Annotated in this window: 17 protein-coding genes and 2 tRNA genes (1 of these 19 cut by a window edge); 16 read left to right on the top strand and 3 right to left on the bottom strand. The window is 61.6% G+C overall.

The window, feature by feature from the left end:
- The 12 genes from AC07T0_RS15520 to AC07T0_RS15465 all read left to right on the top strand — a co-directional run.
- A tRNA-Val gene (locus AC07T0_RS15520) sits at positions 1-53 on the top strand; it begins 124 nt to the left of the window's first position.
- Between the two features lie 160 nt (positions 54-213).
- Positions 214-290, top strand: a tRNA-Val gene (locus AC07T0_RS15515).
- A 240-nt stretch (positions 291-530) separates the two neighbouring features.
- A complete protein-coding gene (locus tag AC07T0_RS15510) occupies positions 531-797 on the top strand; it encodes a hypothetical protein (RefSeq protein ID WP_495002019.1) in 267 nt (88 codons plus the stop codon).
- Between the two features lie 69 nt (positions 798-866).
- Positions 867-1,466, top strand: coding sequence for an NADPH-dependent FMN reductase (locus AC07T0_RS15505; RefSeq protein WP_495002018.1), 600 nt, complete (start codon positions 867-869; stop codon positions 1,464-1,466).
- A 195-nt stretch (positions 1,467-1,661) separates the two neighbouring features.
- Positions 1,662-2,114, top strand: coding sequence for an SRPBCC family protein (locus AC07T0_RS15500; protein WP_495002017.1), 453 nt, complete (start codon positions 1,662-1,664; stop codon positions 2,112-2,114).
- Positions 2,115-2,616: 502 nt separating this feature from the next.
- Positions 2,617-3,225 carry a helix-turn-helix domain-containing protein gene (locus AC07T0_RS15495; protein ID WP_495002016.1) on the top strand — a complete coding sequence of 203 codons (609 nt, stop codon included), beginning with the start codon at positions 2,617-2,619 and terminating at the stop codon, positions 3,223-3,225.
- A gap of 42 nt (positions 3,226-3,267) precedes the next feature.
- Positions 3,268-4,038, top strand: coding sequence for an ABC transporter ATP-binding protein (locus AC07T0_RS15490; RefSeq protein ID WP_495002015.1), 771 nt, complete (start codon positions 3,268-3,270; stop codon positions 4,036-4,038).
- 9 nt (positions 4,039-4,047) lie between these two features.
- On the top strand, positions 4,048-4,551 hold the full coding sequence (locus tag AC07T0_RS15485) for an Lrp/AsnC family transcriptional regulator (protein WP_495002014.1): 504 nt from the start codon (positions 4,048-4,050) through the stop codon (positions 4,549-4,551).
- 202 nt (positions 4,552-4,753) lie between these two features.
- Positions 4,754-5,515: a transporter substrate-binding domain-containing protein gene (locus tag AC07T0_RS15480; protein ID WP_495002013.1), complete on the top strand. Its 762-nt coding sequence runs from the start codon at positions 4,754-4,756 to the stop codon at positions 5,513-5,515.
- A gap of 5 nt (positions 5,516-5,520) precedes the next feature.
- Complete coding sequence (locus AC07T0_RS15475) at positions 5,521-6,210, top strand: ABC transporter permease (RefSeq protein WP_495002012.1); 690 nt, start codon at positions 5,521-5,523, stop codon at positions 6,208-6,210.
- Positions 6,207-6,899, top strand: a complete 693-nt coding sequence (locus AC07T0_RS15470; RefSeq protein ID WP_495002011.1) for an ABC transporter permease — start codon at positions 6,207-6,209, stop codon at positions 6,897-6,899. The genes AC07T0_RS15475 and AC07T0_RS15470 overlap by 4 nt, the downstream gene beginning before the upstream one ends.
- A gap of 43 nt (positions 6,900-6,942) precedes the next feature.
- Positions 6,943-7,836 carry an agmatinase family protein gene (locus AC07T0_RS15465; protein WP_495002010.1) on the top strand — a complete coding sequence of 298 codons (894 nt, stop codon included), beginning with the start codon at positions 6,943-6,945 and terminating at the stop codon, positions 7,834-7,836.
- Between the two features lie 19 nt (positions 7,837-7,855).
- Here the strand turns inward: AC07T0_RS15465 and AC07T0_RS15460 are convergent, their stop codons facing one another.
- Positions 7,856-9,802 (bottom strand): DNA topoisomerase III, encoded by a 1,947-nt coding sequence (locus AC07T0_RS15460; protein WP_495002009.1) that lies wholly within the window; start codon positions 9,800-9,802, stop codon positions 7,856-7,858.
- A 311-nt stretch (positions 9,803-10,113) separates the two neighbouring features.
- Here AC07T0_RS15460 and AC07T0_RS15455 point away from each other — a divergent pair, with 311 nt between their 5' ends.
- The 4 genes from AC07T0_RS15455 (at position 10,114) to AC07T0_RS15440 (ending at position 13,723) form a co-directional block, all read left to right on the top strand.
- Positions 10,114-10,758, top strand: coding sequence for a hydrolase (locus AC07T0_RS15455; RefSeq protein ID WP_495002008.1), 645 nt, complete (start codon positions 10,114-10,116; stop codon positions 10,756-10,758).
- Positions 10,759-10,827: 69 nt separating this feature from the next.
- On the top strand, positions 10,828-11,262 hold the full coding sequence (locus AC07T0_RS15450) for a DoxX family protein (RefSeq protein WP_495002007.1): 435 nt from the start codon (positions 10,828-10,830) through the stop codon (positions 11,260-11,262).
- The gene (locus AC07T0_RS15445) at positions 11,259-11,834 is read left to right on the top strand and encodes an antibiotic biosynthesis monooxygenase (protein WP_495002006.1); all 576 of its coding nucleotides are present in this window, start codon (positions 11,259-11,261) and stop codon (positions 11,832-11,834) included. Before AC07T0_RS15450 ends, AC07T0_RS15445 begins: the two co-directional genes overlap by 4 nt.
- A 50-nt stretch (positions 11,835-11,884) precedes the next feature.
- Positions 11,885-13,723, top strand: coding sequence for an amidohydrolase (locus AC07T0_RS15440; RefSeq protein WP_495002101.1), 1,839 nt, complete (start codon positions 11,885-11,887; stop codon positions 13,721-13,723).
- A gap of 162 nt (positions 13,724-13,885) precedes the next feature.
- Here the strand turns inward: AC07T0_RS15440 and AC07T0_RS15435 are convergent, their stop codons facing one another.
- Entirely contained in the window at positions 13,886-15,478 is a 1,593-nt protein-coding gene (locus AC07T0_RS15435) for a DHA2 family efflux MFS transporter permease subunit (RefSeq protein ID WP_495002005.1), read from the bottom strand.
- The gene (locus AC07T0_RS15430; protein WP_495002004.1) at positions 15,475-16,623 is read right to left on the bottom strand and encodes an HlyD family secretion protein; all 1,149 of its coding nucleotides are present in this window, start codon (positions 16,621-16,623) and stop codon (positions 15,475-15,477) included. Before AC07T0_RS15430 ends, AC07T0_RS15435 begins: the two co-directional genes overlap by 4 nt.
- Between the last annotated feature and the right edge of the window lie 2 nt (positions 16,624-16,625).

The following is a 16,625-nucleotide window of genomic DNA, read 5'->3' as shown; positions in this document are numbered from 1 at the left end:
GCACCACCTTGACATGGTGGGGGTCGTTGGTTCGAGTCCAATCGCGCCTACCAAACAAAATCCGCTCTGCTGGGCGGTCAGAAAGGGTCAACCGAGAGGTTGGCCCTTTTTGGTTTTTTGGGTACTCACTAAAAAATACGCATATTCATAGGCTTAGCGGAAAGAAAAGGGGTTGACACACTTTCGAAATTCCGTAGAATGCCGCCTCACAGCAGGCACGTAGCTCAGTTGGTTAGAGCACCACCTTGACATGGTGGGGGTCGTTGGTTCGAGTCCAATCGCGCCTACCAAACAAAATCCGCTCTGCTGGGCGGTCTAGAGGGGTCAACCGAAAGGTTGGCCCTTTTTTTGCGCCTTGCGTTTGACGAATCTTCTTGCGTATCGGACTAGTGCCTTTCAGGTCGGCGTCCGCGACCGCTTGAGGGGTGAAACGCAACTCCCGAAAGGGTGTTGTTGAGTGTCACGCTGTTCGTCGCCAGCCTTCTTTGTTTTGTCTTCTCTTATGTGTGTGCAATACAGGAGGTGGGGCAGTGAAGGCTACAATTGTTCTCCTTAGGCTGACCGGTATCGTTCTGCTGATGGCTGTCGCCATTTATCGTGGCCGCAAGCAGGCAGCTTCTGGTGCGGGTCCTCGCCCATCTGATCGTGAACTGCTGGATCGAGCGATTACCGAGTTGCAGGCGCTCCGGGCGGAGGTCAGCTATCTCGGCAGAAAAATTGAAGAAAGGCAGGAAGTGGGCTCGGGAAGCTCCGGAAGTGCAGGCTTGAAGTTACATGCTTTGGCGACGAAGCTCTAGCCTCTGTTCCGGCGCTGGTCGAAATTCCTAGGCTCCCGGACAATGCGTTCATGAGTGTTGAGCTTCCAAGTGCTCGCCATTGAGTGGGCTTTTCTTTCCAGGGTGTTTTTCGGTTGCGTCGGGGTATCAATGGTTCGGTTACTGGCGGTCTCCGGGAGCCTTCGGGCGGCTTCTTCAAATGCCTCGCTGCTGCGCGCCGCCGAGAGGCTCAGTCCGCAAGGAGTGGCGATCCAGCATTATCTGGAAGTGGGGCAGTTACCGCATTTCGACCCGGACCTGGCCGACAATCCTCCAGTGATCGTTGTGGCACTGCGTGAGCTGATCGGTCAGGCGGATGGCATCCTGATTTCGTGCCCCGAGTATGCGCGCGGCATTCCGGGCTCGTTCAAGAATGCGCTGGATTGGCTTGTCGCCAGCCACGAATTTCCCGGTAAGCCGGTGGCACTGTTCAATGCATCGTCACGGGCGAGTCATGCACAGGCGGCGCTCAGGCTGGTGCTGGAAACAATGTCAGCCATTATCGTCGAACCGGCATCGATTACCGTGAATCTGCTAGCCAAAGAGATGGATGAAGTGGGCATTGCAGCGGACCCGCAGCTTCGCCGACAAATCGTTTCAGCCCTGGAGGCATTCAAGGGCTGGATCGATGGGGAGGCCCAGGTCCTGTAGGCGTCGCCGCTCGATGGGCTGAGGACGCTGCGGTGCCCTTCATCCTTGACGGTCCACCGCGAACATGTGAGGGCTCTATCGCAGGACGCGATTCTCTCGAGCGATGCCTTTGTCTGGGTGTTCGGGTTTATCGGTCGGGCGCTGTCGTATCGAGCGTTTCCATTCGGTTGTCAAACCCATCTCAAGAGTGCGCGCATGCCCGTATTGGAAAAGACCACGTTGATCAAAGGGCGCGGTTGCGCCGAAGTGTTCGAGTTCTGCCTGGACGGCGCCAACTTCCCGAAGATTTTTCCGGAGCGTGTCACGCCGCTGGGCAAGATCGACATCGCCGATCTGCGTATCGAGCAGGGGCGCGAGTTCCGCTTCCGGCACTGGATGTTCGGTTTTATCCCGGCCAACTGGACCGTGCGTATTCGTGAGGTCAAAGATAATCAGTACTTTATCGATGAGATGGTCAGAGGGCCGCTCAATGCGTTTCGCCATGAGCATCGGGTCGAGGTCGCCGAGGGTGGGACGCTCTACACCGATCGGGTCACCTATCGGGCTATCGGTGGCGCAGCGCTGGAGTGGCTGTTTGTCGATGCGTACATGAGACGCATCTTTGACGCGCGCCATCGGAATATGCGGCAGTTGCTGGATATCGCATGATTGTCATTCGAGTGGCGGGCACCTCAAGCAACTGAAGCCACTCTGACGGTCGCGGTTGACCCGTGCGTCGATTTTCGGTGTGTGGCGCTGCGCCTGCATCATTTGCTCTGAGTCCTGGGTGTAATCGAAACGCCCCCTTTGTTTTTCGGTGGGGTGAAGGTCACTGCCTGTAACAGTGCCGAGCCCGCCCATTTTCCCTCCCGATTCCCTCCCGCTTTGAATCTGCGCATGCACCAGAAAAACTCATGGCGCCCCAAAACCGTTCAATCGTCCGGCTTTTTTTCTCCCTGTCTCAGGGCTCGATCTGTCTGATATGGGGTTTCCAAATAGGAAACTTTTAGGTTTTACAAGTTGCTCCATTCACATTTAATTTCCTCTTTGTGACGTACCTTAATGAAAAATATGGATGGTTTTACCCATGTTTGTTTAGATTTTGTATTTGTGGCCTTGTATTTGCTAGGTGAAAATCAGGTTGTCTAATTGGAAACTCAAGGATCGTCCAATGCCGAGCAAAAAAATCGAAATGCCTGCGGCCGAAACCGTGACCGGGTCATCGGGCAGCACCGACCCGTTCAACGTCGGCAGTCGCTTGCGGGCGCTGCGTCAGGCCAAGGGCATGTTGATCGATGAGGTGGCGCAGAAGGTCGGCGTCAGCAAGTCCTTCATCAGCCGCTTCGAGCGCGACACGGTGCAGGCCTCGGTGGCGACCTTGCTGCGGATCTGCGAAGCCATCGGCATCAAGCCCGGCGAACTGTTCGAGCCACCGTCGACCCGCTTCGTCGCGGCCGGGCAAGGCGCGCCCATCAGCCTGGGCGGCGAGGGCATGCGCGAGTACCTGATCTGCGGTGCCGGCAACGAACACATGATGGCGCTCTATTCGGTGATCGAGCCGGGCGGCGGTTCCGGCACCGAGCCTTACACGATCAAGGCCGCCGCCGACCTGGTGCACGTCCAGAGCGGTTGCCTGGAGATGCGCGTCGCCGAGGAAACCTACCTGTTGCGCGCCGGCGATACCCTGACCTTCGCCCCCAGCGATCCACACACCTGGGTCAATCCGTCGAAGGATGAAGTGTGCACGGCGTTGTGGGTCATCGTGCCGCCGCCGGCCTGACCTCGCTGATCTTTCTTTCCCACTGGCATGAGGAGCGAGTCGATGTACAAGCTGGCAGTGACCGATCTGCATAAAAGCTACGGCGATCATCAGGTGATCAAGGGCGTCAGTCTCGCCGCCCGCTCCGGCGACGTGGTGAGCATCATCGGCTCCAGCGGTTCGGGTAAAAGCACCTTCCTGCGCTGTATCAATCTGCTGGAGCACCCCAGTGCCGGGACCATCCAGGTCAACGGCGAGTTGCTCAATACCTGCCGTGATCGGCGCAGCGGTTCGCTGCGGGCCCAGGACCCGGCACAGTTGCAGCGCATGCGTGGACGCCTGGCCATGGTCTTTCAGAACTTCTGCCTGTGGTCGCACATGACCGTGCTGGAAAACGTCATGGAAGCGCCGATGTATGTGCATGGCCTGAGCAAGGCCGAGGCCCGCGAGCGTGGTGAGGCCTATCTGCACAAGGTCGGCCTGAAGCCCTCCTGTCATGGCCAGTACCCCGCGCAACTGTCCGGTGGCCAGCAACAACGCGTGGCCATTGCCCGGGCCCTGTGCATGGAGCCCGAGGTGATGTTGTTCGACGAGCCGACTTCCGCGCTCGATCCCGAATTGGTCGGTGAAGTGCTCAAGGTCATGCAGACCCTGGCTGAGGAGGGCCGGACCATGGTGGTGGTGACCCACGAGATGGGTTTTGCCCGGCATCTGTCAACCCAGGCGTTGTTCCTGCACCAGGGCCGAATCGAAGAGCAGGGCACGCCGGCGCAGTTGTTCGAGCAGCCGCGCAGCGAGCGCTTGCAACAGTTCCTTTCCGGTCGTTTGAAGTAGGACGCCGCCATGTCGCGAGTCATGAACGATATACCGCTGGCCCTGGATCGTATCGATGTCGCGATTCTCGACATCCTTCGTGATGAGGGTCGTATCACCTACCAGGAACTTTCCGAGCGCGTGCACCTGACGCCACGGCCTTGCCTTGAGCGTGTGCGCAAGCTGGAGAAGCTCGGGGTTATCCGGGGCTACGGCGCGATTATCGACCTGCCACGGTTGTCGTCCGGTGTTTCGCTGCTGGTGATGGTGGCGCTCTCCAACCAGAACGGCCGTGTGGCGCAACGCGCTTTCGAGTCGAAGATGTGCGAAAGCCGTGAGGTGATCGAATGCCAACTGGTTGGCGGCGCCTTCGATTACTGCCTGCGCATGCACTGTCGCGACCTGGAGCATTACCGGGTGCTGACCGAGCAATGGTTCAACGATGTCGAGCTGCATATCGATCGGCTGGTCAGCCATCCGACCCTGGCCTGCGTGAAGCAGTCGGTCGTGCCGGCCAGTGCTTTTCTGCCTTGAGCCGGAGCCTGAAAAGACCCAGCCGAAGCCGCTGCGCCCGGTTCGGGAAAACAGCCGTATCGCGTGCGACAAACGGCGTTTACGACGGATAAATCCAAGGCCTCGACGTTAGCCTGTAACCCTGAAAAGACGCTGTTTCAACGGCGCTGCGTTGCCGCTGTTCAACACTGCCGAACCTACGACCCAACCCTAGGACGCACTTATGAACCGTATCTCCAAGCTGTTGTTCGCCACCCTCTCAATGGCCGTCGCTACCGGCGCGCTGGCAGAGCCGATCACCATCGCCACCGACGCGACGTTCCCGCCGTTCGAATCGGTGGACGGTTCCGGCAAGCTGGTCGGCTACGACGTCGAACTGGCCCAGGCCGTCTGTGATGCGGCCAAGCTCGATTGCAAGATTATCAACGCGGCCTGGGACGGCATGATTCCCGGCCTGATCAGCAACAAGTACGACGCGCTGATTTCGCAACTCACCGTCACCCAGGCCCGGCGCAAGATCCTCGCTTTCAGCGATATCTACGATCATCCGGTGTTTCGCTTTGTCGCGCACAAGGGCGCCAACCTGACGATCTCGCCCGAAGGCCTCAAGGGTAAGGTGATTGCCGTACAGACCGGCACGCCGATGGATGCCTACGTCACCAAGAACTACACCCAGAGCACCATCAAGCGCTACGACAGCGGCAGCGCGCCTTATCTTGAACTGAGCAGCGGGCGTGCCGACGTGCACATGAGCTATCAGGCGCAAATCACCCACAGCTTCCTGAAGGGCGACAGCGGCAAGGATTTCGAACTGGTCGGTCCGCTCTTTATCGGCAAGGACGCCCCCGAGTTCGGTGAAGGCGTGGCCATTGCCATCAACCAGAAGAACGCCGCGTTGCTCAAGCAGATCAACGAAGGCCTCGGCGAAGTGCGTGACAGCGGCAAGCTCGATGCCCTCAACCGCAAATACTTCGACGCGCAGTAACGCCCATGTTGAGCGACTACATCAGCAGTGTCTTGAGCGCTGGCTGGATCACCTTCCAGTTGGCCCTGACGTCCCTGGCCCTGGCGGTAGTCCTGGGCTTGGCCGGGGCGCTGTGCAAACGCTCGGAGCAGCGGGCGTTGCGGGTGCTCGCCGAGATCTATACCACCCTGGTGCGCGGCATTCCCGACCTGGTGCTGATGCTGCTGATGTTCTACAGCCTGCCGGCCTTGCTCAACCAATGGATCGGCGCGGCGGGTGGCCGCTACAACGTCGATCCGAGCCCGTTTCTGTCCGGGGCGCTGACCCTGGGGCTGATCTTCGGGGCCTATATGACCGAGACCTTTCGCGGCGCGCTGGAAGGCATTCCGCAGGGCCAGCTGGAGGCGGCGCAAGCCTATGGCCTGGGGCGGGTGAAGACCTTGCGCAGCATCATCCTGCCGCAGATGGTGCGCCTGGCCTTGCCCGGCTTCACCAATAACTGGCTGGTGCTGGTCAAGGCCACCGCGCTGGTGTCGCTGATTGGCCTGCAAGACATCATGTTCCGGGCCAAGGGCGCCGCCGAAGCCACCGGCAAGCCCTTCACCTTCTATCTGTTGGCGGGCGGTTTCTACCTGCTGATCGCGGTGTTGTCGCTGACCCTGGTCGGCTGGCTGGGCAAACGTTACTCGCAGGGCGTTCGGGAGTTGGCGCGATGAATTGGGATGTGATCTACGACAATCTGGACCTCTACTCCCAGGGGCTGCAGCTGACCTTGCTGCTGACGGTGGTTGCGCTGGGCACCAGCTTCTTTCTCGCCCTGGCGCTGGCGGTGGCGCGCAACGCGGCCAACCCGTGGCTGCGGCATAGTGTGGCGGCCTACACCCTGGTGTTTCGCGGCACACCGCTGCTGATTCAGCTGTTCTTGATCTACTACGGGCTGGCCCAGTTCGACCTGCTGCGCGGCAGCGTGTTGTGGGTCTGGCTGTCCAATCCACTGTTCTGCGTATTACTGGCTTTTATCCTCAACACCACGGCCTACACCACGGAAATCTTCGCCGGTGGCCTGCGTCACTTACCGCCCGGAGAGGTCGAGGCGGCGCGGGCCTACGGCATGACTCCGTGGACCCTGCTGCGACGCATCATGCTCCCGGCGATGCTGACCCGGACCCTGTCGTTGTACGGCAACGAGACCATCATGATGCTGCATGCCACCTCTCTGGCGAGCACGGTCACCCTGATGGAAATCACCGGGGTGGCGCGCAACATCACCCTCAATCACTACATCCAGTTCGAACCCTATGTCACCGCCGGCGCCCTGTACCTGGGTCTGACGATGGTGCTGGTAGTGGCCTTCCGTTTCGCGCAACAGCGCTGGGCCAGCTACCTGCAACCGCGTCGCGGTTGAGCGGTCGTTCCCTTCTTTGTCCAACTATCAGGAGACATCTGCCATGAGTACTCGCGACAAGCGTCAATTCGATCTGCTGGGCGTCCCTTTCGACGGTGAGTCGACCCTGGGCTGGCCGGGCTCGCGCTTCGCCCCGGCGCGGGTGCGTGAAAGCGCCAAGTGGATCAATATGCGGATCCAGGATGGCCAGGTCTATTGCCTGGAGACCGACAGCTTCATGGAGGTCGGTGAGCATCTGCTGGTGGATCGCGGCGATGTTGCGGTGGTCCCCCATGACACCCAGAAGACCTTCCTCGCCACCCGCCAGGCAGTGCGCCAATCGATCGAGGCCGGCCGGGTGCCGGTGGTTATCGGCGGCGACGACAGCCTGCTGTTTCCAGTGGCCCAGGGCGTTTGCCAGGCCCTGCCAGGGCGTGTCGGCGTGATCCATTTCGATGCGCACCTGGACCTGATGGACGACAGCGTCAAGCAAGGCCGCTTCAGCCAATCGAGCGGCATGCGTCGCGCGCTGGAACTGGAGCAGATCCATGCGGTGGACTGCATCCAGGTCTGCGAACGGCACTTCAACTTTCCCGCCTCGGGCCGTTTCAAACATGACAACGACCTGGTTCACCTGAGTGCCCGCGAGGTATTGCGGCTCGGCCCGCAAGCTACGGTTGAACGGATCCTCGAACGGGTCAAGGGTGCCGATCATCTGTTCCTGTCGTTCGATATCGATGCCATCGATCCGGCCTTCGCGCCTGGTGCCGGCGCCCACGAGCCAGGTGGCATCAGTTCGGCCGAAGCGCTGGAGATGGTCGAGTTGCTCGCCCCGCACTGTGCGGCAATGGCCATTACCGAGGTCAACCCGACCACTGACGTCGGTGACATGACTTCGACCCTGGCGGCCTATCTGGCGTTCTCCTTTGCGGTGTACGGCAGCCAGGCGCGGGGCTGAAATTCATCGGCTCGATCAATCAGGAGCCGACCGCCGACTTTGGCGTACGTCGGCTCTTTCCTGTCTTGGCTCCCGTCGCCTTGCGTTTCTTCTTCCAGGGCGCCGCGGCTTGTCCCGCCATCCCGGCCGGCATCGTGATCTGCAACTTCAATTCGACACAGCGTCCCACCTGCTTGCTCATCCAGGCCGCCTGCTTGGCGACAAACTCTTCCAGGCTCATCTCGCCGCTTTGCACCATGTCCAGTGCCTGTTCCCAGATCGCCGTGGTGCCCGGGTCGGCAATCGCCCGCGGTACCGCATCGATCAGGCTGAAGGCCGCCGGGGTCGCTGACAGGCTTTTGCCGTGCTTGACCAGGTAACTTCGATCGAGCAAGCCCTGGATGATGCCGGCGCGGGTGGCTTCGGTGCCGATGCCGGTGGTGTCCTTGAGTTTCTGCTTGAGGCGCGGGTCCTCCACATACTTGGCGACGTTTTTCATCGCCTTGATCAGGTCGCCTTCGGTGAAAGGTTTTGGCGGTTGGGTCCAGAGGTCCTTGAGGTCGACCCGGCTCAGCGCGCACTCGGTGCCTTCGCGCAACGCCGGCAAGGCCTGCGGTTCGGGGGCTTCGCGGCCCTTGGCCGGTGCCAGTGCTTCAGGCAGGGCGCGTTTCCAGCCGGGTTCGACGATCTGTTTGCCCACGGCCCGCAACGCCTCGGCCGCGCAGTCGAAATCGGCCTGGGTCCGGTCATATTCGTGATGGGGCAGGAACTGCGCCAGGTAACGGGCGCGAATCAGGCTGTAGACGGCGCGCGGCTTGCCCTGCAAGCGTTCGAGGCTGGCGCCGCTGCCCGTCGGGATAATGCCGTGGTGGGCGGTGACCTTGGCATCGTTCCAGGCTCGCGAACGGCGCGTCGGATCAAGATAGGGCGCCAGTTTACCCAGGCTCGGATCAGCCCGTTCCAGGGCCGCGAGGACCCGGCCGGCATCGCCGTGCTGACTCAGGGGCAGGAAGCCGCAATCGCTGCGCGGGTAGGTGATGATTTTATGGGTTTCGTACAACGCCTGGGCAATATCCAGTGTCTCCTGGGCACCCAGTCCCAGTCTTTTTGAACACACTTCCTGCAAGGTGCCGAGATCAAAGGGCAGGGGGGCGGCCTCGCGAATCCGCTCGGTCTTGAGCTTCACCACCCTGGCGCTGGTCGCCGCGCCCATGGCGCTCGCGGCCTGCTGGGCAAGGGCCTGGTTGAGGCAACGGTCCTGGTCGTCGCAGGCGTCCTGCGGCGCTCGCCACTGTGCGATAAAGGGCTGGTCGTCGTGCCGCAGGTGCACGTCGATCGCCCAGAACGCCACCGGCACGAAGTCGGCGATGCTGCGGTCGCGGTCCACCACCAGGCGCAGGGTCGGGGTTTGCACGCGCCCCACCGGCAGCACGCCCTGGTAACCGGACTGGCGGCCGAGCAAGGTGAACAGGCGACTCATGTTCATACCGATCAGCCAGTCGGCCCGCGAACGGCCCAGGGCCGAATGATAGAGCGAGAAGGTTTCACCACCGGGCTTGAGCGCCGCCAGCGCCTTGCGGATCGACGCGTCGTCCAGCGCCGACAGCCAGAGCCGCTGGATCGGCCCGCGATAGCGACAATGCTCCACCAGCTCACGGGCGATCATTTCCCCTTCGCGGTCGGCGTCGGTGGCAATCACCAGTTCCGTGGCCTCGCCCAGCAGGCGCTTGACCGCCTTGTACTGGCTGGCGGTCTTGGGCTTGACCTGCATCTTCCATTTTTCCGGAACGATCGGCAGGTCGGCCAGCACCCAGCGTTTGTAGCGGGCGTCGTAGGCATCCGGCGGGGCGGTTTCCAGCAGGTGGCCGATGCACCAGGTGACGGTGGCATTCGGCCCCACCCAGCAGCCGTCGCCACGGCGGGTCGCACCGAGCACGGCGGCAATGTCTTTGGCCTGGGAGGGCTTCTCACAGAGGAACAACCGCATAACCACTCTCATTTCAGCGCGGGGTCTTGAAGTTGCACAGCATGCTTAGTGTCGAGCGTTCGGGCAATCATTATCTGTATAAATATACAGCTTTATTTCACCAACTATAGTCCATGTGCGCAGATGGTTAGGCAACTCTCAATTGTCCCTTATACGGAATCAATGATTCTCTTTTTATGGTAATTGTCTCGATTTTGTCCTGCGCATAAAGTGACATCCAAGCCAGGCAGCACAGTCCTCATACCGGAGAGCGCCAGGCCCGGCTGACAAACGACGAACGCACCACTACCCGACATCAAAAGGAACGCGCCATGTCTATCCGTGAACTGCTCAACCCAACCAACTCCACCCTGATCCTGATCGACCACCAGCCGCAGATGTCCTTCGGCGTGCAATCGATCGATCGCCAGACCCTGAAGAACAACACCGTGGGCCTGGCCAAGGCGGCGAAGATCTTCAATGTCCCGACGATTTTCACCTCGGTGGAAACCAAAAGCTTCAGCGGCTACATCTGGCCGGAGCTGCTGGCGGTGCACCCGGACCAGCAGCCCATCGAGCGCACCTCGATGAACTCCTGGGAAGACAAGAAATTCGTCGAGGCGGTAAAGGCCACCGGTCGCAAGAAATTGATCATGGCCGCGTTGTGGACCGAGGTGTGCCTGAACTTCCCGGCCCTGGAGGCCCTGGCCGAAGGCTTCGAGGTGTACATCGTCACCGACGCTTCCGGCGGCACCACCCAGGAAGCCCATGACATGTCCGTGCAACGGATGATTCAGGCCGGCGCCGTACCGGTGACCTGGCAACAGGTGTTGCTGGAGTTCCAGCGTGACTGGGCGCACAAGGAAACCTACGACGCGGTGATGGACCTGGTGCGCGAGCACAGCGGCGCCTACGGCATGGGCGTGGACTACGCCTACACCATGGTGCACAACGCACCGCAGCGCCAAGCCAAGTAGTGAAGTGAGTCGGGCGCGCTCGCCGCGCCCGACGCCTCATTTCATCGCGCCTTCACCGGGAGACCTGACATGCTCACTCGCTCCTTGTTGACCTCTCGCACTTGCGCTGACTGGGCACTGCTCTGGTTGCGCCTGTCCGGTTCGGCCTTGCTGTTGCGGGTCCATGGCCTGCCCAAGCTGATGGACTTCCAGCATCAACTGACATTGATCGAAGACCCTTTCGGCCTCGGCGCGCACCTGACCCTGAGTCTGGCGATTTTCGCCGAGGTGTTGTGCCCGTTGCTGATCATCCTTGGCCTGCTGACCCGCCTGGCCACGCTGCCAGTGTTGTTTCTGCTGCTGGTTTCACTGGTGTGGGTGCACCCGCAGTGGAGTCTGGCTGAAGGGCAATTCGCCTGGTTGCTGCTGATCGTCTTCGTCGCCTTGCTGATCGGCGGCTCCGGGACTATCGCCCTGGACCGGCGTTTCACCGCGTTCACCCGCCTGGGGAGCCTTCGCCCATGAACATTGAAATGCTGGACGGCGTGGTGACCCTGCTGGTCCGCCATCGGATCAAGAAAGGCCAGGACCAGGCCTATGAAACCTGGTTGCGGCGCATCGTCACCACGGCCCGCGGTTATCCGGGACATCTGGGGGTCGATGTGGTACGTGGGCACAGTCACGGGCAAACGCTGTTTACCAGCGTGCTGCGTTTCGCCTCAACCGAACAATTGCAACACTGGCTGGACTCCAGTGACCGTCGTGAGTTGGTGGAAGAGGCCCAGCCCATGCTGGCCGACGGCGACCAGACCGAAATCAACGCGGACCGCGAGTTCTGGTTCACGCCAGCCGAAGTCGGTTCGCCCAGTCCGGTGCCGCGCTGGAAGCAGGCCTGCGTGACCTTCCTGGTGATTCTGCCGCTGAGTTTCCTGGTACCGATGTTGTGGCGCCCGCTGTTCGTCCAACTACCCTGGCTGGGCGGCTACGTGCAAGCCAATGTGCTGATCACCCTGAGCATCGTGTTGTTGGTGGTCTATGTGTTCATGCCTCGTGTGACCCGCCTGTTCAGCCGCTGGCTGCAACCGGCAAGCAACTGATTTCGCCGACCGGTACATTCCGTCAAGCAAGGAGAACTGATATGAGCAATGTGATCGCTGACCTGATTCTGCACAACGGCCGCCTGCACACGGTCGACCGCGCCCAACCCGAGGCCACGGCGGTGGCGATCAAGGACGGTCGCTTTATCGCCGTGGGTAACGACGGCGAGGCCATGGCCTTGCGCGGCAGCGCCACGAAGGTGATCGACCTCAAGGGCCGCACCGTGATCCCCGGCCTCAACGACTCGCACCTGCACCTGATCCGTGGTGGCCTGAACTACAACCTGGAACTGCGCTGGGAAGGCGTGCCCTCGCTGGTGGACGCACTGCGCCTGCTCAAGGATCAGGCCGAACGCACCCCGGCGCCGCAATGGGTGCGGGTGGTGGGGGGCTGGAACGAATTCCAGTTCGCCGAAAAGCGTATGCCGACTCTGGAAGAACTGAACAAGGCGGCGCCGGACACACCGGTGTTTGTCCTGCACCTGTATGACCGTGCCTTGCTCAACCGGGCGGCGCTGCGGGTGGTCGGCTACAACCGCGACACGCCTAACCCGCCGGGTGGCGAGATCGTCCGCGATGCCAAGGGCGAGCCGACCGGTATGTTGATTGCCCGACCCAACGCGATGATCCTCTACTCGACCCTGGCCAAGGGACCGAAGCTGCCACTGGAGTATCAGGTCAACTCGACCCGCCAGTTCATGCGTGAGCTCAATCGCCTGGGTGTCACCAGCGCCATCGATGCCGGCGGTGGTTTCCAGAATTATCCGGATGATTACGAAGTCATCAACGAACTCGCGGCCAAGCAGCAACTGACTGTACGGATCGCCTACAACCTGTTTACCCAGAAGCCCAAGGAAGAGCTCGCGGATTTCAAGAACTGGACCAGCAAGGTGACTTACGGCCAGGGCGACGACTTCCTGCGGCACAACGGGGCAGGTGAGATGCTGGTGTTCTCGGCGGCGGATTTCGAGGATTTCCTCGAACCGCGCCCCGACCTGCCGCAGACCATGGAACAGGAACTGGAGCCGGTGGTCCGCCATCTGGTGGAGCAGCGCTGGCCGTTCCGTCTGCACGCCACCTATGACGAATCCATTTCGCGAATGCTGGATGTCTTCGAGAAGGTCAATCGGGATATTCCGTTCAATGGCCTGCCGTGGTTTTTCGATCATTGCGAAACCATTACGCCGAAAAACATCGAGCGGGTGCGGGCGCTGGGCGGCGGTATCGCCATTCAGGATCGCATGGCCTTCCAGGGCGAATATTTCGTCGAACGTTATGGCGCCAAGGCTGCCGAGGCCACGCCGCCGATCAAGCGCATGCTGGCCGAAGGCGTGCCGGTGGGCGCGGGCACCGATGCCACGCGGGTGTCGAGCTACAACCCCTGGACTTCGTTGTACTGGATGGTCAGCGGGCGCACCGTCGGTGGGCTTGAACTCTATCCCGAGGGGCTGTCACGGGAAACCGCGCTGGAGTTGTACACCCATGGCAGTGCCTGGTTTTCCTCGGAGCAGGGCAAGAAAGGCCAGATCAAGGTCGGGCAACTGGCGGACCTGGTGGCGCTGTCGGCGGACTATTTCAGCGTCGAGGCCGAGGCCATCAAATGGATTGAATCGGTGTTGACGGTGGTCGACGGCAAGGTGGTGCATGCGGCGGGTGATTTCGACAAACTCGCACCGCCGACGCTGCCGGTGACTCCCGACTGGTCACCGGTGGTCAAGGTGCCGGGACACTGGCGGCCGAATTCACCGTTGCAGGCCCAGGTGCACCAGTGCAGCGGTCCTTGCGGGGTGCATGCCCATGGTCACGAGCGGGCGCGGATGTCGAGTGTACCGGTCAGTGACTTCCAGGGTTTCTGGGGTGCCTTTGGTTGTTCGTGTTTCGCGTTCTGAATCACAAACAGACGGCGCGCAGATCTTGTATTGATCCCGGGACTCGCAACGCAGTCCGTGTAGCAGCCGGCTTGCCGGCGATGCGGTCTTATAGTCGACATCACTGTCGCCTGGAAAATCGCATCGCCGGCAAGCCAGCGGCTACAGGGCACTGTTGTACCCTTAATGTGCATCTGGCGAGGCTGCCGCGGCAGGCGGTGGCTTCACCTTATGCATCAGTGGGACCAAGGCCGTGGCAATGATGAAACAGACCATGATCACCAGGAAGGTATCGGCATAACTCTGAGTCTGCGCCTCGCGGTAGGCCAGTTGCCAGAGCTGCCGCAGGCTGGCGGTAAGGCCCTCGCTGCCAGTCTGGCCGAGGCTCGCGAAGTTGCCGCCGACCGTGCTCATCCACTGGTTCAGCGCTTCGTTGGTGCTGTTCAGGTGCTCGGCCAACCGATTGAAATGCAGGTTGGTCCGATCGTTGAGGATCGTCGCACAGGCCGCGATCCCAATGGCGCCGCCCAGGTTGCGCATCAGGTTGAACAGGCCCGAAGCCTGCTTCAGTCGTGCCGGTGCCAGGGCGCCGAGGGTCAAGGTCACGGTGGGTGGCACGGCGAATTGCTGGGCCATGCCCCGCAGTGCCTGGGGCAGCATCAACTCCTTGCCGCCCCAGTCATGGGTCAGCGGCGAGAAGTCCCACATCGACACGGCAAACAGGCCCAATCCCAGCATCATCAGCCAGCGCAGGTCGACCCGGTTGGCAAAGAACGCGTACAGCGGAATCGCCGCCAGCTGGAACAGGCCGGTGGAGAACACCGCCAGGCCAATGTCCAGCGCGCTGTAGCCGCGCACCCGGCCGAGAAACAGCGGGGTCAGGTAAATGGTCGCGAACAGCCCGATGCCGGTGACGAAGGAAAAGAAGCAACCCAGGGCGAAATTGCGCTCCTTGAGCGCACGCAGGTCGACCACCGGATTGGCCACCATCAGGCTACGGCTGACAAAGGCCAGCCCGGCCAGGCCGGAAATCCATGCGGTCGCCAGGATGGTGCTGTCACTGAACCAGTTCCAGCGCGGGCCTTCTTCCAGGGTGTATTCCAGGCAGCCGAGAAACACCGCCATCAGCAGCATGCTCAGGTAGTCGGCGCCCTTGATCAGGCGCAGGTCCGGCTCGTCGATCCGCACCAGCATCGGCACCACCACGGCGACGAATACGCCGGGCACCAGGTTGATGTAGAACAGCCAGTGCCAGGAGGAAATATCGGTGATCCAACCGCCGATCACCGGGCCGAGGGTCGGGGCCAGGGAGGCGATGGCGCCGATGGTCGAGGCGGCGATGACCCGCTGCTTGCCGCTGAAGAACATGAACGCCGAGGTAAAGACCAGCGGGATCATCGAGCCACCGAGGAAACCCTGCAAGGCACGAAACACGATCATGCTCTGAATGTTCCAGGCCGCGCCGCAGAGCAGGCTGGCCAGGGTGAACCCCACCGCCGAGGCGCAGAACAGCCAGCGCGTGGAAAACACCCGCGACAGCCAGCCCGACAGTGGGATCACGATGATTTCGGCGATCAGGTAGCTGGTCTGCACCCAGGCGGTTTCATCGGTACCGGCCGACAGCCCACCGCCGATATCGCGCAACGAGGCGGAGACGATCTGGATATCCAGCAGGGCGATGAACATGCCCACGCAGAGGGTGGCAAAGGCGAATACCTTGACCGAGGTGCTCATCGACGCCGCATCGAAAGGCTTGGCCGGGGTGCGGGTGCTCATGGTGTGCTGACCAGTTGGCTGGCGGCGCGTTCATCGGCGGGACGACTGGCGACGCCGCTGGCGCTGTGCAGGGTATCGACTTCGGCGATGACCGAAAGGCCAGGACGCAGTTGCCCGAGCACGCCGTCGGCCTGGTCGAGCATGACCCGGACCGGCACCCGCTGGACGATCTTGGTGAAGTTGCCGGTGGCGTTTTCCGCGGGCAGCACGCTGAACTGCGCGCCGGTGGCTGGAGCCAGGCTGTCCAGATGGCCGTGGAACACCTTGCCGGGCAGCACATCGGCACGGATGGTCACGGCCTGGCCGGGGAGCATGTGGCTCAGTTGGTCTTCCTTGAAATTGGCGTCAACCCAGAGGCCCTGTTGCGGTACCACGGAAAGCAACTGCGAGCCGGCCGCGGCAAAGGCACCGACCCGGGCCCGGCGGTTGCCGATCACGCCGTCCAGCGGCGCCCGCAACTCGGTGTAGGAGAGGTTCAGACGGGCCATATCGCGTTCGGCGACCGCTTGCATCAGCGCGGCCTTGGCTTGCAGCTTCTGAGTCTCGATCACGTCCACTTGGCGTTGATTGGCCAACAATGTGGCTTGCGCCTTGGCGCCATTGGCTTGGGCGGTCTTGAAGGTGGCGTCGACCCGCTGGGCGCTTTCCACCGACACCGCCGAGCGACCCACCAGGCTTTCATAACGGGCATGGTCGTTGCGCGAGCGCACCGTTTCCGCATTGGCCGCATCGATTCCGGCCCTGGCCTGGCTGATCACCGCGTGTTGTAACTGTTCGGTGGCATCCAGGTTGGCCAGCAGCGCCTGTTGGGCTGCTACTGCGCCTTCGGCCTTTTGCAGGGCGGCGAGGTAGTCGCGGTCGTCGATCTTCACCAGCAGGTCGCCAGCGTGCACGAACTGGTTATCGGTGACCTTGAGCTCGGCGATATAGCCCGGCACCTTGGGCCCGATAACCGTCACATCGGCGCCGATATAGGCATCGTCGGTGCTTTCGATAAAGCGCCCGGCGGTCCACCAGTGTCGGGCGTAGAAACCGGCGAATACCAGGGCGCCAGTGACCACCGTCAGCAGTAGAAGGCGCTTGAGCAGCACCGGTTTTTTCTGAGCGGCCAGTTCAGGAGCAGCGGCCGAGGACAGGTTGGTCATGG

Source organism: Pseudomonas sp. GW821-FHT04D07 (assembly GCF_059420225.1).
This window is presented reverse-complemented; position numbering and strand designations above follow the sequence as displayed.